The sequence below is a fragment of the Hymenobacter antarcticus genome (assembly GCF_039539545.1).
In the GTDB taxonomy this organism is placed as follows: domain Bacteria; phylum Bacteroidota; class Bacteroidia; order Cytophagales; family Hymenobacteraceae; genus Hymenobacter; species Hymenobacter antarcticus.
In genome coordinates this window covers 38,091-61,318 of the sequence record NZ_BAABDI010000003.1, presented here as the reverse complement: position 1 = coordinate 61,318, position 23,228 = coordinate 38,091, and the positions used below count along the sequence as shown (strand labels likewise).

The window sequence follows — 23,228 nt, the reverse complement described above, 5'->3', positions numbered from 1 at the left end:
ATGGAAACCAACCTAATCGCCGATATTACCTATGTGGATGCGCCGGCCGGGCCGCCGGTCGCGCTGCCCACGCTACCGCCCACCGTGCTCACGTCGCGGCTGCGTCGCGGCCTCCTGACGGGTTTGTTTCACTTGGTGGAGGCCCGCCTGCTGTGGCGCTTTATGCGCACGCCGGCCCGCGTGCGGCTGGCCATTGAGCGCGTAAACGAGTTGAAACGCGTGTATTACGGCGAGCTGCGGGTGCGCAAAATCGCCCGGGTGGCGGGCCGCTACTACCGCGAATACCAGACCCCCGGCTGGCCCGGCGCGGCCTACGATGCCTACGTGGCCACCACCGTCAATCGGCTGGTGCCCTTCCGGGGCGATGCCGAAACCCTGAACCTGGTGTTTCTGGCCATTACCAAAAAGTGCCCGCTGGCCTGCGAGCACTGCTTTGAGTGGGATGCGCTGAACCAGAAGGAAAGCCTGACGCGGGACGACATTCGCGCAATGGTAGCTGCCTTTCAGGCCCGGCACGTCACCCAGATTTTTTTCAGCGGCGGCGAGCCCATGCTGCGCGTCAACGACCTGGTGGCGGTGGTGGCGGATGCCCGGCCCGGCACGGATTTTTGGGTGATTACTTCGGGCTTCAACTTCACCCGCGAAAATGCCGGCCGGCTCAGGCAAGCCGGTTTCACGGGCGTTACCATCAGCCTCGACCACCACGAGCCGGCCCGACACAATGCTTTTCGGGGTTCTCCGCAGGCTTATGAGAATGCGGTGCGGGCGGCCGCCCATGCCCACGAAGCCGGCCTGGTGGTGAATCTGTCCCTCTGCGCCACGCAGGAGTTCACCACCGAAGCCAACCTGATGGCCTATGCCCGCCTGGCCCGGCAGCTGGGGGTCACCTTCATTCAGATACTGGAGCCGCGCGCAGTGGGCCACTACGCCGGAAAACCGGTCGACCTCAGCCCGGCCCAGCTGACGCTGCTCGAGGCCTTTTACGTAGCGTTAAACTTCGGCCCCCAATACCTCGACTGGCCCCTGGTGCACTACTACGGCTACCACCAGCGCCGCATGGGTTGCGGCGGGGCCGCCGACCGGTTTCTGTACGTCGATACCGACGGCGACCTGCACGCCTGCCCGTTCTGCCAGAAGAAAAGCGGCAGTGCCCTGGGTGGCAACCTCGATGAGGCACTGGCCGCGATGAAAAACCGGGGCTGCCACGCGTTTGCGGGCGCAACGATGTAAAACTGAGTACCCCGAATTTCCAATTCGGCCCGCCAGAACAACTCATTGAGAATCGTTCCGGCGGGCCGAATTAGAAATTCGGGGTACTTGGTTTTATAGCTCGTTGTTTTTCGCGGCGGCTTTGCGGTTTAGCGCCGTGAGGGGCGAGCGGGTGATTTCGGACTCGCTGTCGTAGCCTTTGCGGCGCACGTTGGCGGCGGGGCTTTCGCCGGTGGCGGGCAGGGCGCGGTTCATCCAGCTCAGGATGTCGGTGGTGGTGCCGGGCAGCAGGCCGTGGAAAGCAGCCAGGAACTTGGCGGGCAGCGAGAGGATGACCTCGCCATCGCCGCGGCGGCAGGCGTTCCAGATTTGGCGGGCGGCCTGCTCGGCGCTTAGGGTGAAGCCGGGTAGCGAATCGGCGATGCTGAACCAGGCAAATTCCTTTTGGTGCTGACCCTTTACCTCGGCATGGCCCACGCTGCCGGTGCGCAGCAGGCCGGGGCACACGGTGGTCACCGAAATGCCGTGCTGCCGCAGCTCGGCCCGGAAGCCTTCGGACAGGCCCACCAGGGCGAATTTGCTGGCGCTGTAAGGGGCCATGTGGGGCAGGGCCACCTTGCCGCCCAGCGAAGAAATATTCACGATGCGGCCCGCGCTGCGCTGGCGCATGCTGGGCAGCACGGCCTGCATGGCGTGCAGCGGCGCCCAGAAGTGCATGGCCATGGAATCCTCAAAATCGCGCACGTCCATGTTGTCGAGCGGGCCGGCCGTAATGATACCGGCATTGTTGACGAGCACATCAATCGGCCCGAGGCGGGATTCCACTTCGGCCACCATGGTGCGTACTTCCACCTCATTAGTGAGGTCGCGGGAGAGGGTGAGCACGTCGGCCTCGGCCGCGCCGGCCATCAGCAAATCCTGACGGGCGCGGGCCAGCTCGGCTTCGTCGCGGGCGCAGATGGCCACGCGGGCCCCCTCGGCCACGGCTTGGCGGGCCAGCACCAGGCCCAGCCCGCGCGAGCCGCCGGTGATGAGCACCACGCGGCGGCTCAGGTCGTAGGAGCCCCGGCGGTTGCCCCACAGGGTAGCGGCCAGGGCGGCCGCGCCGAGGCCGGCGGCCAGCAGCCAGTTGGTTTTCGAGCGTTTGGCTTGTTTCATGCCTTGTAATAAGGCAAAAGCCGGCTAAAGGTTGCACAGCGGGGAACAACGGCCCGTTTTTCGGGCTGTTACTGGCACGAAACGTGGTTTGGGCCGCGTTAACAAGCTTGCTGGTCCGGTTTTCGGCCGATATTTACGACGCGTTTGCCGCCTGCTTTTTTTCTGAATTTCCCGTTCCTATGAAATTGTTGTTGCTTTCTTCTCTGCTGCTGGTGGGCGTCGTGCCGGCTGTGTTGGCGCAGGCCCCCGCTACGGCCACTGTCAAAACCAAGACGAAGCCCGTGGGCCAGCCCGTCGTCAAAACCAAAACCACGCAACGGCCCGAGGCCCCCGTGGCCGCGCCATCCGATGCGACTATCGATACCAAGGCCAATGCCCTCACCACCAATATGCAGCAGAATCTGGGCCTCTCGCCCCAGCAAACGGAGAAGGTGCGCGTCATCAACCGCCGGGCCGTGGAGCAGGTCGAATCGGGCCGGCTGCGCTACAAGGGCGACCCGCGCAAGCTGGCCGGCATTGTGGAAAGCGCCGGCAGCTCGCGGCTATCCGCCATCAAGGACGTGCTGACCCCGGCGCAATTCAATAAGTATCAGCGCAAGCGCGAGGAGAAAATGGGCGTGCCCAACGTGCAGGGTGTGCAGGGCAACCCTGCCCCCGGCCTGGGCGGCGGCGCGGGCGGCGACCAGTAATAATTGATAGTCAATAGCCAGTAGCGCGAAGCGGTGCTTCGCGTCCCCGCGCCGGTCGCCCATTGTTGGGTAACAGTTCGGGGACGCGAAGCACCGCTTCGCGCTACTGCCGTACCATGTGCTCTATGACTACACCCATTCCCGCCGCCCCCAGCCGTTTTGCCGCCCTGTTGTCCCGCGCCGGGCTCGACTGGTTCCTGCTGGCGCTGATTGGCGTGGTCGTGCTGGCCTACTTGCAGCCCGGCCTGGGCAGCAAGGCCAGCCCCGTACCCTGGAAAACCATCACGACGGTAGGCGTGGCGCTGGTATTCTTCTTTTATGGCCTGAAGCTGAGCTTCGCCAAGCTGCGGGCCGGCATGCGCAACTGGCGGCTGCACACGCTGGTGCAGCTGGCCACGTTCGGGCTGTTTCCGGCGCTGGCGCTACTGGCGCACCCGTTTTTTGGGGCTGAGGGCGGAGAGATGCTTTGGCAGAGCATCTTCTTTTTGTGCGCGCTGCCCAGCACGGTTTCTACGTCGGTGGTGATGGTGAGTATTGCGGGTGGCAACCTGCCGGCGGCCATCTTTAACGCCAGTATTTCCAGCTTACTGGGCATTATTATCACCCCGCTGCTCACCAGCCTGGTGCTGCACACCAGCGCGGGCGGCGGGCAGCTGTGGGGCCTGGCGGTGCAGCTGCTGTGGCAGGTGGTGCTGCCGGTAGGAGCGGGGATACTGCTCAACTCCCGCTTCCACGCCTTCGCCGAGCGGCACAAGGCCGGCCTGCGCATATTCGACCAGGTTACCATCCTGCTCATCGTATTCACGGCCTTCTGCGATTCTTTTGCCGATGGCGTTTTCACCAGCTACCGACCCGCCGATATTTTCAAGCTCGGCGCGGGCATGGTGGCGTTGTACCTGTTGGTATTCGGCATTATCTGGGCCCTGGGCCGGGCGCTGAGCTTCCCCCGCGCCGACCAGATTGTGGCCGTGTTCTGCGGTTCCAAAAAGTCGTTGGTGCACGGTAGCGTGATGGCGAGTTTGCTCTTTCCTGCCAGCGCTGCCACCGGCCTTATTCTGCTGCCGCTCATGCTTTATCATGCCCTGCAGATTGTGCTGGCCAGCAGCATGGCGCAGTATCTGGGCCGGCAAACTGCCGAGCCGGCAGTAACAACGGTTTGAACGCGCATATTTGAACGAGCTAAAAGCAAGAACGTCATGCTGAGCTTGCCGAAGCATCTCTACCGCGAGAGTAATTATTTACTACTGCGGTAGAGATGCTTCGGCAAGCTCAGCATGACGTTCTTCTAATTCATATCAATCGAACTTATCCGCCCAGCTTCTCCCCAAAAAACGCCAGCGTCATCGCCCAGGCCTCAGCGGCAGCCTCGGCGTTGTAGCTGGGCCGCTCGTCGCAATGGAAGCCGTGGTCGGCGTAGGAAATAACGGTGTTGATGTAGGGCTTTTGGGCCGCTTCTACGGCGTCGATTACCTCGACAATCTGCTCTTTGCCGATGTGGGCATCGAGCCCGCCCCAGAAAAACAGGTGCGTGGCGTGCAGGTCCTTGGCGCGGTCGGCGATGGTGTGAGTGCCGCCGCCGTAGTAGGACACGCCGGCCGCCAGCGGCAGCACGGCATTGGCCAGAAACGATACCTGCCCGCCCAGGCAGAAGCCGATGCTGCCGATTTTATCGGCCTTCACCAGCGGCTGCGTTTGCAGCCAGTCAAACGAAGCCTGAAGGTCGGCGGTCAGGTCCGTGCCGTTGATGGCACTGTAGTGCGGCATGGCGCCGGTAGCGAAGTCTGAATAGGCAATTTCCAGGCCCGGCGCGGCCGTGCGGTGGAACAGCTCGGGGGCGATAACGGCGTAGCCGGCCGCCGCCAGCCGGTCGGCCACGCTGCGGATGTGGTGATTAACGCCAAAGGCTTCCTGCAATAATATGATGCCCGGCACCGGGCCGGTGCTGCTGGGAAAAGCCGTGTAGGCACGCATTTCGGTGCCGTCGGCTACGGCGAGGGTAACAAAATTCTGGTCGCTCATCGAAGGAAAAGGGGGGGATAGTTCGGGGCCTAACAACTGAGCGGGCAATTGTTCATTGGCGCGGGCTGCCGGTGCGGGGCGCATCAGTCCAAGCGAACTGGAAGGCCCGGCGGCCGTGCGCCAGTACCGCGAGCGGTTCCGGCCCAGCAAGGAGCTGGCCGCGCCGCTGGCCAACGTGGCCGTATTCCTGGTTTGTGCCGATACCGAGGAAAAAGCCCAGGCGCTGCGCGCCGCCACGGACCTCATGCTGCTGCGCTTCGGCAAGAGCGAGCGCGGCACCTTCCCCACCACCGGGGAGGTAGCGGCCTACCAATTCACGGCCGAAAACCAGGCCCATCTGGCCTTCAACCGCAACCGCGTGGTAAGCGGCACACCTGGCTAGGTACACGCTCAGCTCACCAAAATGGCCGCCGATTACGACGTGGACGAAATCACGGCCGTCACCATTACCGCCGATTTTCAGGACCGGCTGCGCTCCTACGAGCTGCTGGCGGAGGTGTCTGAACTGGAGCCAGCAGGCAAAATGGTCGCGCAGAAGTTGGTAACTGCTTAGGAATCACAGATGGTTGGCGGCGCGGTGGAGAGGGTGAAAAATTTGGGAATTTTTATTTGGAACGATTCTAAATAGACTTTACCTTTGCATCAGTTTAGAACGATTCTAAACAAGGAATGCCTTCGCTGGTTAGGTGTTTCTTCCTCAGTTTTCTGCTTTCTCCCTTCATATGAATATTGTTAGCCGCGCTTCCTTCGGATTGTTTTTTGCCGCCCTGGGCCTCGTTTCCTGTAGCAAAGAAGTTGAAGTTACGCCAGCCACGCCGGCCCTGCGTCCCAAAATCGACTACGCCACCCTCACCGCGACCTCGCCCTACACCACTTCCTTTAAGGATGCCAACGGGGTGATTACCGTAGACCTGGGCGTGGCGGCTACCCGGCTCGATATGTTTACTGAGCTGAATAACTACATGGCCACGGTGGCCGTGGCCGCCCCGGCCACGCCCGCCACGCTCGACCTGGCCCGGCTGCGCAACCTCTACACCAGCGCCAACGCCCCCTTTACCGCCCCGGCCCTGAATACCTCGGGCGTGCAGCTGCGCGACAAAACGGCGGCCTCTTTCTCTGATGCCAACGCCACTACCGTTCGCAACTACATCGACGGCCAGCTGGCCACCCTGGCCACGGCCAGCCAGTCGGTGAACCAGACGGCCACGCCCGGCAACGCCGGCCGCGTGGGTCGCTACCTGGTTGATGCCCGGGGCTTCGAGCCCAACCAGGTTATTCAGAAAGCCCTGCTCGGCGCGCTGCTGCTCGACCAGATTGGCAACGTGCTGCTAACCAACAGCTCCCTGACTGCCGAAAACGGCAAGGTGGTGGCAGGTAAGCTCTACTCGGAGCGCGAGCACAACTGGGATATGGCCTACGGCTACCTCACGACCAACGCCATCATGACCACCGACATCGCCCTCACGCCCCGCGAGCGGTTTCTGGCCGGCTACCTGAACGAGAAGAATGGCCCGGCCTCGCCCGGCGTGTACCTGGCTTTTTTGAAAGGTCGCGCCGCCATCGTCAACAACGACGAAGCCACGCTCAAGGCCCAGGCCGACATCATCCGCACCGAGCTGGAGCGGACCATCGCCAAATCGGCGGTATCGTACCTGGTGAACTGGAAAGCGGCCGCCGACCCCGCCGTGAAGGCCCACGCGCTGGGCGAAGGCATCGGCTTCATCTACTCGCTGCGCTTCTGCACCAAGGCCGGGGCCGACACCGCCTGGGCCGACTCCGTGCTGAATGGCCTGACCTCGGGCACCAACGGAGCCTGGAGCCTCACCAATTCCCAGGCTGATGTGGCCATCGCGGCCATCAACACTAAGTTTTCGCTCTAAGCAACCGTTTGATTTGCCCCAACTAACGTAGCGCCGCAACCTTGCGGCGCTACGTTAGTTGGGTTGCTGTCACATCTCAACTCGTAGTATGAAAAAGTCCATTTTGCTGTTTTCGTTGTCGATGGTCCTCGCCGGAGGAGTCGTTTCCAGCTGTAAAAAAGAGGTGGAAGGACCGGACACGGCTACCGGCGGCACCACCGACCTGAACCGTACCGCCCTGCTCACGGAATGGGCCGACAACCTGGTTAAGCCGGGCTACCAGGCTTTCGGCGGCAAGCTGACCCTGATGAAAACCCAGACTGGCTCCTTCGCCGCCGCACCCACCGTGGCGGGCCTGCAAAGCGCCCGCCAGGCCTGGCGCGAGGCCTACCTGGAGTGGCAGAAAGTGGAAATGTTCGAATTTGGCCCGGCGGCCGACGTTTCGCTCGTCAACCACTTCAATATTTATCCCACCGACGCGGCCGGCATTCGCCGGAACATCGCGGCGGGCACCTACAATTTCGAGCTGTCGGCAACCATTCCTCAGCAGGGCTTCCCGGCCCTGGACTACTTGCTGAATGGCATCGGGGCCGATGACGCGGCCATCGTGCAGAGCTTCGTGGCCTCGGCCAACCAGCGCCGCTACCTCACCGATGTGGTGGGCAAGATGGACCAGCTCTTCACCACTGTGCAGGGCCAGTGGAACGGCCCGTACCGCGCCACGTTTATCGGTAGCACGGGCACCAACGCTGGCAGCTCGCTCTCGCTGGCGGTGAATGCGTTTTCGCGCCACTACGAGCATTTTCTGCGCTCCGGCAAAATCGGAATTCCGGCCGGAGCCATGACTGGTATCGCCGCGCCGGAGAAGATTGAGGCCTATTACTACCGGCAGGACCTGCCGCTGCAACTGGCCGTGGCGGCGCACGCGGCGGTGCAAAACGCCTTCAACGGTCGCGTTGGTCAGCCTTCGCTCACAAGCTACCTCAACGCGCTGGGAGCCAAGGACAGCCGCACCGGCCAGTCGCTGGCCCAGATTATCAACGCGCAATTTGGCACCGCCGCCCAGCAGCTGGCCGGGCTGGGGCCGGATTTGCACGCCACTATCCAAACGCGGAACGCCGCCGCCACGCAGGCCTTTGCCGAAATGCAGAAAGCCGTGCGCCTGCTGAAAGTGGACATGACCTCGGCCATGAGCGTGACCGTGACTTACGTGGATAACGACGGGGATTAAATCAATTAAAAATTGAGAATTAAGAGTTAAAAATTTCTGGTCGCACATCTATGATAATGCGCAAATTTTTAATTTTTAATTCTCAATTTTTAATTAAAAATAAATGACCGAAGAACCGCAACCGCGCTATTTCCAAACCTACATTTCCGCCGCGCCGCTGGCCGTATTTCGCATGGCCTTTGGCCTGCTGATACTGGCCAGCGTCGTGCGTTTTTGGGCCAAGGGCTGGATTGCGGAGCTGTACCTGCAGCCGAAGCTTTTCTTTCCTTATTACGGGCTGGAATTCATCAAGCCGCTGGGCGGGTACACGTATGCGCTGTTTGCCGTTTGCGGCCTGTGTGCGCTGCTGGTGGCGCTGGGCTGGCACTACCGCCCGGCGGCGGCGGGCCTGTTCCTGAGCTTCACCTACATTGAGCTCATGGACAAGAGCACCTACCTGAATCACTACTATTTTGTGAGTCTGGTGGCGCTGATGCTGGTTTTTCTGCCGGCTGCGGCGGCTTTTTCTATGGATGCCGCCCGCCGGCCGGCCCGCCGGTACGACCAGGTGCCGCGCTGGACCGTGGATGCTCTGCGGCTGCTCGTGGGCATCGTGTACGTGTACGCGGGTTTGGCCAAACTCAATTCCGACTGGCTGCTGGCCGCCGCGCCGCTGCGCATCTGGCTGCCCGCCAAAAACGACCTGCCGCTGGTGGGCTTCCTGTTCAACTACCCCGCCACGGCCTACCTGTTTAGCTGGTTTGGGGCGTTTTACGACCTCACGGTGCCGTTTTTTTTGCTGAATCGCCTCACGCGGCCCTACGCCTACGCGGCGGTGGTGGTGTTTCATGTGCTCACGGCTATCCTGTTTCCCATCGGGATGTTTCCGTACGTGATGATAGTGGCGGCTTTGATTTTCTTTCCGGCCGAATTTCACCTGCGGCTGCTGGAGCGGGCGCGGCGGCTGTTGCGGTTGGGCGCGGAGGAGCCCCGGCCGGCCGCGCCGCTGGTGTACCGGCCGCGTGTGCGGCTGGCGCTGCTCATCGGCTTCGCCTTGTTTTTCATGGTGCAGCTGCTGGCCCCGCTGCGCTACTGGCTGTACCCCCGCGAGCTGTTCTGGACCGAAGAAGGCTACCGGTTTTCGTGGCGGGTGATGCTCATGGAAAAGCTGGGCCAGGTCCAGTTCAAAGTAGTGGATGCCGCTACCGGCCGCGCCCGGCTGGTGAATAACGGGGAGCACCTGAGCGTGTTGCAGGAAAAAATGATGGCCACCCAGCCCGATATGATGCTGCAGTTTGCGCACTACCTGCGGGCCTACTACATAGGCCAGGGCGTGAATAATCCCCGCGTTTACGCCGATGCCTACGTGAGCCTGAACGGCCGGCTGGGCCAGGCCTTCATCGACCCCACCGTGGACCTGGCCCGCCAGACCGAGGGCTTCGCGCCCAAGCCGTGGATTTTACCCTTTACTGATGAGATTACCGGTTTATAAAGCCCTGCTGCTGTTGTTTTTGTTGCTACCAAGTCTCGTCGCGCAGGCCCAGGAAACTCTGCGCGGCCGGGTGCAGGTGGCTGGCAGCGGCGAGCCCGTTGTCGGCGGCGAGGTGTATGTGAAGAGCCTGAACCGCGCCGTGCTCACCGACAGCACCGGGCGGTTTGAGGTGAGCGGGCTGGCCGCCGGGCCGCAGCAGGTGCTGGTGTCGGCGCTGGGCTACCTGCCGTTCAGCCTGAGCGTAACGCTGCCCGCCGATGGCTTTAGCTTTGAGCTGACCCGCCGCGAGCAAACCACGCTGAAGGAAGTGGTGGTGGCCGCGCCCCAGACCACGTTTGGGCAGACGCGGCTGCGCGAGGTGGAAGGCACGGCCATTTTCGCAGCCAAGAAATCGGAGGTCATCGTGCCCGAAAACCTGGTGGCCAACCTCGCCACCAACAACGCCCGGCAGGTGTACGCCCGCGTGCCGGGCCTCAACATCTGGGAGAACGACGGCGGCGGCCTGCAGCTCAGCATCGGCGGGCGCGGCCTCGACCCCAACCGCACCACCAACTTCAACGTGCGGCAGAACAACTACGATATTTCGGCCGATGCCCTGGGCTACCCCGAAAGCTACTACACGCCGCCCACCGAGGCCGTGAAGCGCATTCAGCTGGTGCGCGGGGCGGCTTCGCTGCAATATGGTACCCAGTTTGGCGGCCTGCTGAACTTTGAGATGCGCAGCCCCGAGCCCGACCGCAAAGCGGCCGTGACTTCGCGTCAGACGGTGGGCTCGTTCGGCTTTTTCAACTCCTTCAACAGCGTGAGCGGCACGGTGGGCAAGCTCAGCTACTACACGTTTGCGCAGTATAAGCGCGGCAACGGCTGGCGGCCCAACTCGCAGTACGAGAGCAAAACCGCCTACGCCGACGTCCGCTATCAGTTTACCGAAAACCTGAAAGCTGGTGTGCAGGTGACGCATATGGACTACCTGGCCCAGCAGCCCGGCGGCCTTACCGACAAGATGTTTGCTGAGGATGCCCGGCAGTCGAACCGCGAGCGCAACTGGTTTGCCGTCGACTGGAACCTGTTCAACATCAACGCCGATTGGAAACTCAATGCCCGCTCCAACGTGAACCTAACGGCCTTCGGGCTGGTGGCGGCGCGGCAGTCGCTGGGCTTCCGGCCCAACCAGGTCGACCGGCGGGACGAGGACAACATTGGCCGCGACCTGATTGACGGCGACTTCCGCAACTACGGCCTCGAAGCCCGCTTTCTGAACCGCTACCAAGTGGCCGGCAAAGACGGCGTGCTGCTGTTGGGCACGCGCTACTACCGCGGCAACACCCACAGCATTCAGGGCTTCGGGCCGGCCGGGCGCGGGGCCGATTTCCGCTTCGTGGCCCCCGATAAGTTTTCGAGCACCAAAAACAGCTCCGACTACCGCTTCCCGAACCACAACGTCGCCTTCTTCGCCGAAAACATCCTCTACCTGAGCGATAAGCTGTCGGTGACGCCGGGCGTGCGCTACGAGTACATCCGCACCCGCGCCGACGGCGTGCTCAACGTCATCGACCGCGACCTGGCGGGCAACATCACTCAGATTCGGAGCCAGGACGAGCAGCGCCTCAACAGCCGGGGCTTCGTGTTGGGCGGCATTGGGGTGAGCTACAAGCCGAAGGAGCAGCGCGAATTCTACGCCAACATCTCGCAGAACTACCGCTCGATTACCTTCAGCGACATGCAGATTGTGAACCCCTCGGCCATCATCGACCTCAACCTCCAGGACGAGCGCGGCTTCTCGGCCGACCTCGGCGTGCGGGGCGAAACCACCGGCGTGCTCACCTATGACGTGAGCCTGTTCGCCCTCAACTACGGCAACCGCATCGGCGAAATTCAGGAGTACGACGACCTGAACCGCATCCTGCGCCGCCGCCTTAATGCCGGCCGCGCCCTCATCGTGGGCCTCGAAGCCTACGGCGAAGTGGAGCTGCTGAACCTGGGCAACCCAACCGCAGCCGCCACCGAAGCCGAGCCGCTGGCGCGCCGCTGGCAGTGGTCGGCTTTTGGCAACGTGGGCCTGATTCGGAGCCGGTACGTGCAGAGCCAGCTCACGGGCGTGCAAGGGAACCAGGTCGAATTTGTGCCCGCCGTGAACCTGAAAACGGGCACCCGCGTCGGCTACGGCCCGGTGAAGGCCTCGCTCCAGTTCCTGTACCTGTCCGACCAGTTTTCCGATGCCACCAACTCGGAGGCGTCCGGCCCGTCGGCCGTCATCGGCAAAATCCCGGCCTACCAGATTCTCGATGCCTCGGTATCGTGGGAGCGCCGCTGGCTCAAGCTCGAAGCCAGCATCAACAACCTGGCCGATGCCCGCTACTTCACGCGCCGCGCCACCGCTTACCCCGGCCCCGGCATCCTGCCTTCCGATGGCCGCAGCTATTTTCTCACGGTAGGAGTGAAGCTGTAGGGAATGGGTAAGTGAGTTGAAATCCAAAAGAACGGTCATGCTGAGCGCAGCCGAAGCATCTCAACCGCTTCACCCTCCGCGTCAACCTCACCCCCGGCCCCTCTCCAAAAAAGAGGGGAGCCTGACGATTCTAGATGGAAGCATTTCCGGTGCCCCCTCTTTTTTGGAGAGGGGGTCAGGGGGTGAGGTTGACGTGGGGGGTGAAGCCTAACGTCCTAAACTACGCCCCAAACGTGTCCCAGCCCAGCTTCAGAATAAACGCACTCACCACGCCCAGAAACAGCAGCCGCACGAAGCCCGTGCCCTTGCGCTGCGCCAGCCGCGCCCCCAGCGTCGAACCCAGCATATTACACACCGCCATGGGCAGCGCCACTTTATACAGCACCTGCCCCGTGCTGGCGAAATAGAACAGGCTGGTCACGTTAGTAGCCACGTTCACCAGCTTCGCCGACGCCGAGGCCGCAATGAAATCGTAGCCAAACAGGCCCACGAACGCGAACAGCAGCAGGCTGCCCGTGCCCGGCCCGAAAAAGCCGTCGTAAAACCCCAGCGCCGCGCCCAGCACAATACCCGTGATTATCTCGCGGCGGCCGTGCAGACGCGGCGCGTGCAGGCTGCCAAAATCCTTCCGCCAGAAGGTGTAGATGGCCATGAGCACCAGCAGCCCCAGCACCAGCGGCCGCACCGCCTCCTTGTGCAGGTGGCTCACCGCCCGCGCGCCCAGCAGTGCAAATCCGCCCGCCACCAGCGCCGTGAGGGATACCGTGCGCCAGCGAATCGCCAGCTTCTCCGGCCCGCTCAGGTAGCGGTGCAGGGCCACCGCCGTGCCCGACAAGCCAGCCACTTTGCTGGTGCCAAATACCGTGGGCACCGGCACGCCCGGTAGCAGCAGCAGCATAGCCGGCAGCTGAATCAGGCCGCCGCCGCCCACAATGGCATCGATAAAGCCGGCCAGAAAAGCGAAGAAACCGAGTAGAAAAAGAGTAGTCGTCATGCAGAAATTGGGAATTAAAAATGGGTCACGTCAGCCAGTGCTGATGAAACCCATTTTTAATTTTTAATTCTCAATTTTTAATCCTTAAAACGGCGGGTCTTCGTGCTTATTCATATTCCCCTTCGGGAACGGCACCGGCGACTCATTAATCTTCGAGCCCAGGCGGATGGTGTTCGGCGCGAAGCTGCTCGGCTCGCTGTCGAAGTTGCTGGCGGGTAGGCCCATCGGCTGGTAGCCACTGCTGTCGAAGCCCCCGCCGCCTTCGCTGTCGAGGTCGGCAAACTTGGTGTACTTGCCGATGAACTTGAGCTGCACGGTTTCGAGCGAGCCGTTCCGGTGCTTGGCGATGATGACCTCGCCCACGCCCTGGGTCGAGTTGCCCTCGGCATCCTGGTCGAGGCCGTAGTATTCGGGACGGTAGAGGAAGATGACCATGTCGGCATCCTGCTCGATGGAGCCCGATTCACGCAGGTCACTCAGCTGCGGGCGCTTCTCGCCGCCGCGGGTTTCCACCGAGCGCGAGAGCTGCGACAGCGCCAGCACCGGTACGTTCAGCTCCTTGGCAATGCCTTTGAGGGCCCGCGAGATGCTGGCGATTTCCTGTTCACGGTTGCCGCCGCGGCCGTCGGTGTTGCCGCTCATCAGCTGCAAATAGTCCACGATGATGAGCTGCACGTCCTTCTGCGAGCGCAGGCGGCGGCACTTGGTGCGCAGCTCGCGGATGCTCAGCGCCGGCGTGTCGTCGATGTAAATCGGCGCGGCCGAGAGGTCGGTAATCTTGTGGTTGAGCTGCTGCCACTCGTGGTCGGCCAGCGTGCCCTTCTTGATTTTATCGGAGTCCAATTCGGCCTCAGCTGAAATCAGACGATTGACGAGCTGCAACGAGGACATTTCCAGCGAGAAAATAGCCACCGGGCGCTTGAACTCCACAGCCGCGTTGCGCATGGCCGAAACCACGAACGCCGTGTTGTGCGTCACGGTCATGTCCTGAAGCAGGAACAACCGGTTGCCGTCAATCTCAAAGCCGTAGTAGTCGTCCACGTTGTCGAACTCCACGGTGATACCCGTTTGCCGCCAATCGACGGGCGAGGCCCAGAGCTGCGCTTTCTTACGGGCCACCCGCACCGGCACGCGGTTGATGTCGCCGTAGAGGCGCACGCGCCACACTTCGCACTCGTAGCCGATGCTGGAAATGGTGGCGCGCTTCTTCGTGAGCGACGTGCGGAAGCCCAGCGAGTCGCCCAGAAACTTAATTTGGCGGGCCAGGCGCTGGTTTTTCTGGGTGATTTCGTAGCCGTTGGAAACCGGGTCGAGGTGGCCGTCGCTGTCAATCAAACCGGCCAGCAGGCGCAGGCGATTTTCGGTTGAGTTGATGGCGTAAGCGCGGGGAATGTGCTTGTCGCCCAGCACGCCCAGCTGGCGCAGTTCGTCCTGCAAGGAGTATTCGGCAATGTTGCCACCCTGCCGGCCCCTGGTAATGCCATAGCTGTTGCAGCGGTTTTCAGCCATGCCCACCGTTACCTGCATATTCAGCGTCGCGGCGTATTCGTGCAGGTACTCAATGATTTCCGGGTCCTGGCCGGTAATGCGGCAGTTGTCGCTGGCGCCGTCGCCCAGCCACACGCCCAGGAAATACGGGTCTACGGGTAGCTCCTGCGCCTCAAATTCCACCGGCACTTTGTAGCCTTTGTAGTTCGAGCGGAACTTGGGGCCTTTGGCTAGGTAATCCTTCACGGTAATGTTCAGCACGTCGCCGTGGCGGTGCGGGCCTTCATTGCGGCTGCGCTTGAGGGAGAGAATGTGGCTCTCGTTCACGCGGTAGTCGTCGCCCTTATTCTGGCGCACCCAGTACATATTTTCGCGGCCCCGCGCGATGCTCAGTACCCGGCGCGGGGTCGAGTCGTCGCCCATCAGCAGCTCGCCTTCGCGCACGTCTTCCACGTTGCGCAGGTCGCCGTCGAACATCAGCACCTTGGTGCCTTTTCCTAGGCATTTTCCCATGCCTGGCCGTGCCGCAATAATCACCAGGTCAGATGGTTGCCAGCCGCTAGTGACGCGGTCCAGGGCCGTGAAGCCGGTGGGAACGCCGGTCAAGCCGTCCTTCTGGTTTTTCTTTTCTTCGAGCTCCTTAATGGCCTTGCCCATGAGGCTGCGCATGTCGTCGAAGTTCTTCCGGATGTTCGATTCCGAGACTTCAAACAGCGACGATTCGGTGTCGTCGAGCAGCTTAAATACGTCGGTCGTATCCTCGTAGGCATCGCGCAGGATGTCGCTCGAAATCCGAATCAGCTCGCGCTTGATGGCCGATTCGGTGATGATGCGGGCGTGGTATTCCACGTTGGCCGCCGAGTTTACCTTGGCCGTTAGGCTGGCCACGGCAAATGGTCCGCCGGCGGCTTCGAGCGACCCCATCTCGCGCAGCTCATGTACCACGGTGAGCTGGTCGATGGGCTCCGACTTGTCGAATAGCCGGATAATGGCTTCGTAAATAAGCTTGTGCGACGCCTTGTAAAAGCTCTCGGGCTTGAGCAGGTCAATCACCGAGGTGAGGGCATCTTTCTCCAGCATCAGGGCGCCGAGCACGGCCATTTCGAGCTCGGGGGCCTGGGGCGGCAGCTTGCCGGCCGCACTGGCATTGAAAGGGACCGAGGTGCCGCCCCGATTACCCCAGGCCGCTTTGGCCCGGGCAGCGGATTGTTTCAGGCGGTCGTCCATTTGGTCGGGCATAATCAAAACAGGGTATTGGGCAGCGGAAAACAGCCGTCCGGAATTAATAAAAGCGACCGGGCAGCACACGATTTACACAAAGCTAACCCCGCCGGGGCAGAAAAAGATAAGGCGGCGCAGTGGTTTCTTTTTGGTATAGAATGAGGCCGCCGGCCGGGATTTTGTACTTTCGCGGCCCTTTCCCGTTGTCAGGGGTTGGTTGTCAGTTCGAAGGCCCCGACGGTTGTTGACGGGGGCGTCGACAAGTGCCAATCAAGGCCTGAAGAATGCCATACCTCAATTGAAAATCACTATTTTGGAGTCCGTAATCAGCCCCCCGCAACCCGAATCCATCCACCTCATCGCCGTGGGCGGCAGCATCATGCACAACCTGGCGCTGGCCCTGCACCGGCGCGGGGCCCACGTGACGGGCTCCGATGATGAGATTTTTGAGCCGGCCGCGGGCCGCCTCGCCGCCGCTGGCCTGCTGCCTGCCCAAGAGGGCTGGGATGCGGCCCGCATCACCCCGGATTTGTCGGCTGTGATTGTGGGCATGCACGCCCGCCCCGACAATCCCGAGCTGCTTCGGGCCCAGGAGCTGGGCCTGAAAATCTATTCCTTCCCCGAGTACATCTACGAGGCCAGCCGCGACAAGCAGCGCATCGTCATCGGCGGCTCGCACGGCAAAACCAGCATTACGGCCTGCATTCTGCACGTGCTGCGCTTCCACGGCCGCAAGTTCGACTACGCGGTGGGGGCCCAGCTGGCGGGGTTTGATTTGATGGTGCAGCTGACTGACGACGCGCCGATTATCATCATCGAGGGCGACGAGTACCTGTCGTCGCCGGTCGACCGGCGGCCCAAGTTCCACCTCTACCAGCACCACATCGGCGTGATTTCGGGTATCAGCTGGGACCACATTAACGTGTTTCCGACCGAGGAAATCTACCGCGAGCAGTTCCGCATTTTTGCCGATATGACGCCCAAGGCTGGCGTGCTCATCTACGACCGCGACGACGAGCAAACCCAGCTCATTGCCGTGCCCACCAACCCCGACGTGACCTACATCGGCTACGGGCCGCACGAGCACGTTATCCGGGATGGTAAAACCTTTCTGCTTAATAAGAAGGACGAGGAAGTGCCCGTGCAGGTATTTGGCGAGCACAACCTGCGCAACATCTCAGCCGCCAAGGAGGTGTGCAAGCAGCTCGGTATCAAGGGCAAAGATTTCTTCCGGGCCGTGGAGTCGTTCCCCGGCGCGGCGCGGCGGCTGGAGTTGCTGAAAGAAGGTACGACCTCGGTGGTGTACAAGGACTTTGCCCACGCGCCCAGCAAGCTCAAAGCCACCGCCACGGCCCTGAAAAAGCAGTTTCCCCAGCGCCGCCTGGTGGCCTGCCTGGAGCTGCACACCTTCAGCAGCCTCAACCCCGACTTTCTGCCGCAGTACGCGCACTGCTTCGATGCGCCCGACGTGGCGGTGGTGTACTTCAACCCTCACGTGCTGGAGCACAAGCGCCTGCCGCCGCTGGCCGCCGCCACCGTGGCCGAGGCCTTTCAGCGCCCCGACATCCGGGTGATTACCGATAGTGCCGAGCTGGCCGCCTTCCTGCGCAGCCAAACCTGGGACAATGCCAACCTGCTGCTCATGTCGTCGGGCACGTTCGATGGGATGGACCTGGCGGCGCTGGCCACGGAGGTGGCTGGGGTGTAGCGCGAAGCGGTGCTTCGCGTCCCCACGTCATTGCAAGTGGCACGGGGACGCGAGGCACCGCTTCGCGCTACTTAAAAAAAGCCCGCTACTCAGCGGGCTTTTTTGGCATTGGGGGCACTGGGGGCCGCTTCTTATCAGTGGTGATGAGCAGGGCCAGGGCCGTGAGCGCGGCCCGCAGTAGCCATTTGTTGCGGGTGTTCATCGGGTAGCGGCGAAGAGGGAGTTGTTTTTGTCAACTTTCAGGTCGCAGTTGCTGCCGCCTACTCTTTCGCCGCAGGTGGTGCCTACGATGCGGCCGTTTTCGAAGTTGAAAAAGCACATGGGGCAGCCCGTGCCGCTGATGGTGTAGCGCTCGGCGTTGGGGCGCAGGTAGAAGGTGTTGTCGCCGCCGCTGCTCAGGGGCAGGGCCATGGCCCGGAACGCGCCGTTGCGCAAGCCCATGCCGATGAGGTAGTAGCTCACGGCTGCGCCGGCATCGCCGGGGGCTTTGCGCACCTGAATTTTATCAATCACCGTGCCGTCGCCAAACTGCCGGATGAAGGCCTTGGCCAATTCGCTGCGCGGCGTCACGTACTCGGTAGAGCTGTCGGTGAAATGCACGATTTGCCGGCTTTCGGGGGCCGCGATAGCCTCGCCTTTGAGGCGGTTGGGGCTGCCGAATTCGGCCGGCTTGGTCGATTCGCACGACATGGCCAGCAGCATTATCAGCAGGCTCAACAGGCCCAGACCCAGAACGCGAGGAAGGAATTTCATAAACCAATGAGTGAATGAGTGAATGAGCGAATGGGTGAATGAGTTCTGGAGTCAAACGATGAAAACATCATTCACCCATTCGCTCATTCACCCATTCACTCATTGATGCTAGCGCGGCTTGTAATACTTACGGGCTTCCGGCAGCTCACGCTGGATATCGGCAATGCGGGTGCCGTTGGAGGGGTGGGTGGAGAGGAATTCGGGCGGCGAGGCCTGGTTTTCGCGGGCCTCCATGCGCTGCCAGAACGCGATGGCCCCGTCGGGACTGTAGCCGGCCAGGGCCATGAAAATGAGGCCCAGGTGGTCGGCTTCGGTTTCCTGGTTGCGGCCGTAGCGGAGCAGCCCCAGCTGCGAGCCTACCCCGAACGCCTGCAACGCCAGTTGCTGCGTAGCGGGCGCATTGGTGGACAGCGCGGCTCCGAGCGCCTGGCCGCCCAGCTGCTGCACCAGGCCCTGGCTCATGCGCTCGGAGCCGTGTTTGGCCACGGCGTGGGCAACTTCGTGGGCCATCACCACGGCCAAGCCGTTTTCATCCTGCGTGATGGGTAGAATGCCGGTGTACACGGCCACCTTGCCGCCGGGCATGCACCAGGCGTTCTGCTGCTTGTCGTCCTGAATGACGTTGAATTCCCACTGGTAGCCAGCCAGCTGGTCGGCGGCGTTTTGCTGCCGGAAATAAGCTTCGACCGCGCCCTGGATGCGCTGGCCCACGGTGCGAACCATGGCTACCTGCTGCGAGTTGCTGGAAAGCGGGCCTTTGGCGATGACCTCGCGGTACTGATTGGCGGCCAGAGAATTAATTTCGTTGTCGCTCACGAGGCTGAGCTGGCGGCGGCCCGTAATGGGCACCGTGGAGCAAGCCGCAAGGAAGGTCAGGCTGGCGAGGAGGGTGAGTTTTTTGAGCATGGTGGGGAGGGAAAAAAAGGTGAACTACCCGCCGAACAGGCAAGCCCCATTGGCGATACCAACCGGCCGGTGAGGCCGGCGCATGGGTGGCCACCCGGCATCTATACGGGCGCAGGGCAGGTAAAAGTTTAGCTTTTGCCACCGGCCAGGGCCGGAAAACCCGGCCGCCGGTTGCCGAAAGCCGGTGCCGGGCCGTAGTTTTGAGCCTTTCCCGCTCGCCTCACCCACCGCCATGAAAATCATCTGCATCGGCCGCAACTACGCCGACCATATTGCCGAGCTGCACAACGAAGTGCCCAGCGCCCCCGTCATTTTCCTGAAGCCCGAAACCGCGCTGCTCCAGCGTGGCCAGCCTTTTTTCATCCCTGAGTTCTCGCAGGACATCCACCACGAGCTGGAGCTGGTGCTGCGCGTGAGCAAGAACGGCCGCCACATCGACGAGTCGTTTGCCCATAATTATTTTGATGAAATTGGCCTGGGTATCGACTTCACGGCCCGCGACCTGCAAAGCGAGCTGAAGAAAAAAGGCCTGCCCTGGGAGCTGGCCAAAGCCTTCGACGGCTCGGCCCCGATTTCGCCCACTTTCAAGCCCGTGGCCGAAATCCCCGACCTGGCCAACATCAATTTTCACCTCGAAGTGAACGGCGAAACCCGCCAGACCGGCAACTCCGGCCTGATGCTGCACCCGTTCGCCAAAATCATCAGCTTCGTCTCGAAATACTTCACCCTGAAGATGGGCGACATGATATTCACCGGCACCCCAGCCGGCGTGGGCCCGGTGAAAATGGGCGACCAGCTGGAAGGATTTTTGGAAGGCGAAAAGCTGCTGGAGCTGGGGATTCGGTAGGAGGGGAGCCGAACGATAGTAGAACGGTCATGCTGAGCTTGTCGAAGCATCTCTACCGCTTCGTTAGAGCCGTTCAACGAAGCGGTAGAGATGCTTCGACAAGCTCAGCATGACCGTTCTTTTTCGTGATGACGTACCAGAAGAAATAGCCTAAGTTAAAAACGATTGATAGTGCAGAAAGAGAAGTTAACCGGGCTGACCAACCCACAAAAGACCGGACTCATCCTGAGCCTGTTAATAATGCTGTTGACCTGGCGCGTGGGCGGCCAGGAAGCCGATTCGGCCGACCGCAACGGCACCATTAGCGAATTGCTGAAGGCCGGGCGGCCTACGGTAGCCACGGGGTATTTTCTGTTTCCAATCGCGCCGGGCAAGCCGGGGTTTCTGGCCGGCAGCATGGGCGAATTGCGGCCCAATCACTTCCACGGCGGTCTCGATATCAAGACCGGCGGCGGGGTGAACCAGCCCGTGTACTCGGCCGCCGATGGCTACGTGTCGCGCCTCAAGCAGTCGTCGTTTGGCTACGGCAACGTGCTTTACATTACGCACCCGAATGGCCTGACCACCGTGTATGGCCACCTCAACGAGTTCAAAGGGCCCGTGGCGGCCGAGCTGCTGCGCCGGCAGTACGAGAAACAGAGCTATGAAGTGGAGCTGTTTCTGACCAAAGACCAGTTTCCGGTGAAGCGGGGCGAGGTGGTGGCGCTGAGTGGCAACACCGGCGGCTCGGCCGGCCCGCACCTGCACTGGGAAGTGCGCGATGCCCAGGACCGGCAGTACAACCCCTTGCAGTGGGGTGGCTTTCCCGAGATTCAGGACCATGTGGCGCCTACGCTGCAGGCGTTTGCGCTGGAGCCCCTCAGCATTGAGGCGCGGGTGAAGAATGTGTTTGCCAAGGCCCTGTTTGCGCCCAGGGTGCAGCCGGGGCCGGGCGTGGCCACCACCTGGCCCGATACCATTAGCGCTTTTGGCACGGTGGGGCTGCTGGTGCAGGGCTTCGATAGGTTTGATAATGCGTGGAACCGCAACGGCATCCAGCGCGTGACGGTGCAGGTGAACGGCCAGCCGTTCTATCAGCACACCATTGATGCGGTGCCGTTCCCGACGGGCACGCGCCAAGTGGGCAACTTCATCGATTTTCTGTACCAGAATACCCAGGGCCGCACCCTGCAAAAGCTGTGGGTGGACGAGGGCAACGACCTCGCCATGTACGCCACCACCGGCCCCGGCAAAGGCCGCCTGAATGTGGAAGCCGGCAAGCTTTACGCCATCGATATCACCCTGGCCGACTCCTACAACAACCAGACGCCCGTGCACCTGGTGCTGCGCGGCGAGCAGCCCGAATACTTCAAAACCCGCTCGGCGGTGGTGAAGAAGCCGGCCCTGCGCTTCGAGGTCACGCGCAACCTGCTGAAGGCCGTGGCGGCTGACCCCAGTGCCGACTCGGTGGCCGCCAACCTGGTGCTGCTGCGCGGCAACCGCCGCCTCGAAATCCGGCCCAGCTACACTCAGAATAGCGAAAACGTATACCTCTACGACCTGCGCGCCGGCCTGCCCGATTCGCTGCGCTTCGGCACTATCACGAAGAAATTCGACCGCCAGGTGCTGATTCCGGCCGGCAAGGAAACCAACTACGCCACGGCTTATCTCAATCTGGTTTTCGGCCGCGAAACACTGTTCGATAACATCTACCTGAGCACCGCCTATAAGGCCGAACCCACTGGCAGCGGCTTCTGGACGGTGGGCTCGCCGCTGCTGCCCCTCTACAAAACGGCGGTGCTCACCCTCAAGCCCGCCACCCCGCCCGCCGACCCGGCCCGCACCGCCATTTACTCGGCCACGCCCAAAGGCGGCAAGGCCTACCTGGGTGGCAAGTGGGACGACCGGGGCCAGATTACGGCCAACATCCGCCAGTTCGGCTCCTACCGCATCCTCCGCGATACCATCGCGCCCAAGGGCAGCCTCATCGGGCGGCCCGGCGGGCAGCTGCTCTTCCGCGTCGGCGACGACCTTTCCGGCCTGGCCAGCTACCGCCTGCTCATCGGCGGGCAGTTCCGGCTGCTGCGCTTCGAGCACAAGAATTCGACCCTCTTCACCGTGGCCCGCGACACCCTCGGAGCCCGCCTGCGCGGCCCCGCCGAGCTGCGCCTGACCGACCAGGCCGGGAACGAGCGGGTGATTCCGTTGAGCTTGTAGCTATCAAAACAGCACGTCATGCAGAGCGTAGCGAAGCATCTTTACGGCAGTAGTAATCCAATTCGTGAAGGTTTAGTTACACGGTAAAGATGCTTCGCTGCGCTCTGCATGACGTTCTTTTTACTCAACATTCAACCCTCAAAATTCATCACTCCCCATGACCCTCGAACCCGGCCAACCCGCTCCCGATTTCACCGCCCCCGACCAGGACGGCAACGTCATTTCCCTGCTCGACCTGCGCGGCCAGAAAGTCGCCCTCTATTTCTATCCCAAAGACGACACGCCCGGCTGCACCGCCCAGGCCTGCAACCTGCGCGACCACCAAGAGGAGCTCGCCGCCAGCAACATCAAAGTCATCGGCGTGAGCATCGACGGCGAGGCGGCGCACAAGAAATTTGCCCTCAAGTACGAGCTGCCCTTCCCGCTGCTGGTTGATACCGACAAGGCCATCGTGCAGGCCTACGGCGTGTGGCAGGAGAAGAAAAACTACGGCAAAACCTACATGGGCACCGTCCGCACCACGTTTCTGATTGATGAGATGGGGATGATTGAGAAAGTCATCAGGAAAGTAGACACCAAGGAGCACGCCGCCCAGCTGCTGAAGTAGCAGCGCCCCGGTCTGACCGGTTGTCGTTGTTACATCATCGTTCTCACAGCAACCGGTCAGTGCCCCGGTCTGACCGCCCTAGGCGGTCTGACCGGTTGTCGTTAGTACGTCATCGTTCTCACAGCAACCGGTCAGCGCCCCGGTCTGACCGGTTGTCGTTAGTGCGTCGTCGTTCACACAGGAACCGGTCAGACCGCCTAGGGCGGTCAGACCGGGACGGCGAAGCCCATTGCAACCGGTTGCAATGACCATTTCCGCACGGCGAAGCCCATTGCAACCGGTTGTAATGACCATTTTCATCCGGCGAAGACCACAGTACGCGCGTACCACGCCCATTTCCATCCGGCGGAGCCCATGGTACGCGCGTACCAGGCCCATTTCCATCCGGCGAAGCCCATCACAACCGGTTGCAATGCCCGTTTC

Annotated in this window: 19 protein-coding genes; 13 read left to right on the top strand and 6 right to left on the bottom strand. The window is 61.9% G+C overall.

The window, feature by feature from the left end:
- Nucleotides 1-1,230: a radical SAM protein gene (locus tag ABD819_RS03620; RefSeq protein WP_345121084.1), complete on the top strand. Its 1,230-nt coding sequence runs from the start codon at nt 1-3 to the stop codon at nt 1,228-1,230.
- 93 nt (nt 1,231-1,323) lie between these two features.
- Here ABD819_RS03620 and ABD819_RS03615 read toward each other — a convergent pair whose 3' ends face one another.
- Nucleotides 1,324-2,367 (bottom strand): SDR family NAD(P)-dependent oxidoreductase, encoded by a 1,044-nt coding sequence (locus ABD819_RS03615; RefSeq protein WP_345121082.1) that lies wholly within the window; start codon nt 2,365-2,367, stop codon nt 1,324-1,326.
- 179 nt (nt 2,368-2,546) lie between these two features.
- Between ABD819_RS03615 and ABD819_RS03610 the strand changes: the two genes are divergently transcribed.
- Complete coding sequence (locus ABD819_RS03610; protein WP_345121079.1) at nt 2,547-3,056, top strand: hypothetical protein; 510 nt, start codon at nt 2,547-2,549, stop codon at nt 3,054-3,056.
- Between the two features lie 125 nt (nt 3,057-3,181).
- Complete coding sequence (locus ABD819_RS03605; protein ID WP_345121077.1) at nt 3,182-4,216, top strand: bile acid:sodium symporter family protein; 1,035 nt, start codon at nt 3,182-3,184, stop codon at nt 4,214-4,216.
- A 145-nt stretch (nt 4,217-4,361) separates the two neighbouring features.
- Here the strand turns inward: ABD819_RS03605 and ABD819_RS03600 are convergent, their stop codons facing one another.
- Nucleotides 4,362-5,075 carry a dienelactone hydrolase family protein gene (locus tag ABD819_RS03600; protein ID WP_345121075.1) on the bottom strand — a complete coding sequence of 238 codons (714 nt, stop codon included), beginning with the start codon at nt 5,073-5,075 and terminating at the stop codon, nt 4,362-4,364.
- Nucleotides 5,076-5,130: 55 nt separating this feature from the next.
- Between ABD819_RS03600 and ABD819_RS03595 the strand changes: the two genes are divergently transcribed.
- From ABD819_RS03595 to ABD819_RS03570, 6 genes are all read left to right on the top strand, one after another.
- On the top strand, nt 5,131-5,457 hold the full coding sequence (locus ABD819_RS03595; RefSeq protein ID WP_345121073.1) for an LLM class oxidoreductase: 327 nt from the start codon (nt 5,131-5,133) through the stop codon (nt 5,455-5,457).
- A gap of 21 nt (nt 5,458-5,478) precedes the next feature.
- Nucleotides 5,479-5,628: a hypothetical protein gene (locus ABD819_RS03590; RefSeq protein WP_345121071.1), complete on the top strand. Its 150-nt coding sequence runs from the start codon at nt 5,479-5,481 to the stop codon at nt 5,626-5,628.
- 169 nt (nt 5,629-5,797) lie between these two features.
- Entirely contained in the window at nt 5,798-6,955 is a 1,158-nt protein-coding gene (locus ABD819_RS03585) for a DUF4856 domain-containing protein (protein WP_345121069.1), read from the top strand.
- Between the two features lie 88 nt (nt 6,956-7,043).
- Nucleotides 7,044-8,165, top strand: coding sequence for an imelysin family protein (locus tag ABD819_RS03580; RefSeq protein ID WP_345121067.1), 1,122 nt, complete (start codon nt 7,044-7,046; stop codon nt 8,163-8,165).
- 103 nt (nt 8,166-8,268) lie between these two features.
- Nucleotides 8,269-9,636, top strand: a complete 1,368-nt coding sequence (locus tag ABD819_RS03575; RefSeq protein ID WP_345121065.1) for an HTTM domain-containing protein — start codon at nt 8,269-8,271, stop codon at nt 9,634-9,636.
- Nucleotides 9,617-12,085, top strand: coding sequence for a TonB-dependent receptor domain-containing protein (locus ABD819_RS03570; RefSeq protein WP_345121064.1), 2,469 nt, complete (start codon nt 9,617-9,619; stop codon nt 12,083-12,085). Before ABD819_RS03575 ends, ABD819_RS03570 begins: the two co-directional genes overlap by 20 nt.
- 220 nt (nt 12,086-12,305) lie before the next feature.
- Here ABD819_RS03570 and ABD819_RS03565 read toward each other — a convergent pair whose 3' ends face one another.
- Nucleotides 12,306-13,079: a sulfite exporter TauE/SafE family protein gene (locus tag ABD819_RS03565; RefSeq protein ID WP_345121062.1), complete on the bottom strand. Its 774-nt coding sequence runs from the start codon at nt 13,077-13,079 to the stop codon at nt 12,306-12,308.
- Nucleotides 13,080-13,163: 84 nt separating this feature from the next.
- On the bottom strand, nt 13,164-15,806 hold the full coding sequence (gene dnaB / locus ABD819_RS03560; protein ID WP_345121060.1) for a replicative DNA helicase: 2,643 nt from the start codon (nt 15,804-15,806) through the stop codon (nt 13,164-13,166).
- Between the two features lie 280 nt (nt 15,807-16,086).
- On the opposite strand from dnaB, the gene ABD819_RS03555 reads away from it, so the two are divergent.
- Nucleotides 16,087-17,496: a UDP-N-acetylmuramate--L-alanine ligase gene (locus ABD819_RS03555; RefSeq protein WP_345121058.1), complete on the top strand. Its 1,410-nt coding sequence runs from the start codon at nt 16,087-16,089 to the stop codon at nt 17,494-17,496.
- 198 nt (nt 17,497-17,694) lie between these two features.
- On the opposite strand, the gene ABD819_RS03550 is transcribed toward ABD819_RS03555, so the two are convergent.
- Nucleotides 17,695-18,249 (bottom strand): hypothetical protein, encoded by a 555-nt coding sequence (locus tag ABD819_RS03550; protein WP_345121056.1) that lies wholly within the window; start codon nt 18,247-18,249, stop codon nt 17,695-17,697.
- A gap of 108 nt (nt 18,250-18,357) precedes the next feature.
- Nucleotides 18,358-19,155, bottom strand: a complete 798-nt coding sequence (locus ABD819_RS03545; protein WP_345121054.1) for a M48 family metallopeptidase — start codon at nt 19,153-19,155, stop codon at nt 18,358-18,360.
- 232 nt (nt 19,156-19,387) lie between these two features.
- Between ABD819_RS03545 and ABD819_RS03540 the strand changes: the two genes are divergently transcribed.
- The 3 genes from ABD819_RS03540 to bcp all read left to right on the top strand — a co-directional run bounded on the left by ABD819_RS03540 (nt 19,388) and on the right by bcp (nt 22,805).
- Nucleotides 19,388-20,002, top strand: a complete 615-nt coding sequence (locus ABD819_RS03540; RefSeq protein WP_188561768.1) for a fumarylacetoacetate hydrolase family protein — start codon at nt 19,388-19,390, stop codon at nt 20,000-20,002.
- Between the two features lie 240 nt (nt 20,003-20,242).
- Entirely contained in the window at nt 20,243-22,198 is a 1,956-nt protein-coding gene (locus ABD819_RS03535; RefSeq protein ID WP_345121051.1) for a M23 family metallopeptidase, read from the top strand.
- A 157-nt stretch (nt 22,199-22,355) separates the two neighbouring features.
- Nucleotides 22,356-22,805 carry a thioredoxin-dependent thiol peroxidase gene (gene bcp / locus ABD819_RS03530; RefSeq protein WP_345121049.1) on the top strand — a complete coding sequence of 150 codons (450 nt, stop codon included), beginning with the start codon at nt 22,356-22,358 and terminating at the stop codon, nt 22,803-22,805.
- The last annotated feature ends 423 nt before the right edge of the window (nt 22,806-23,228 follow it).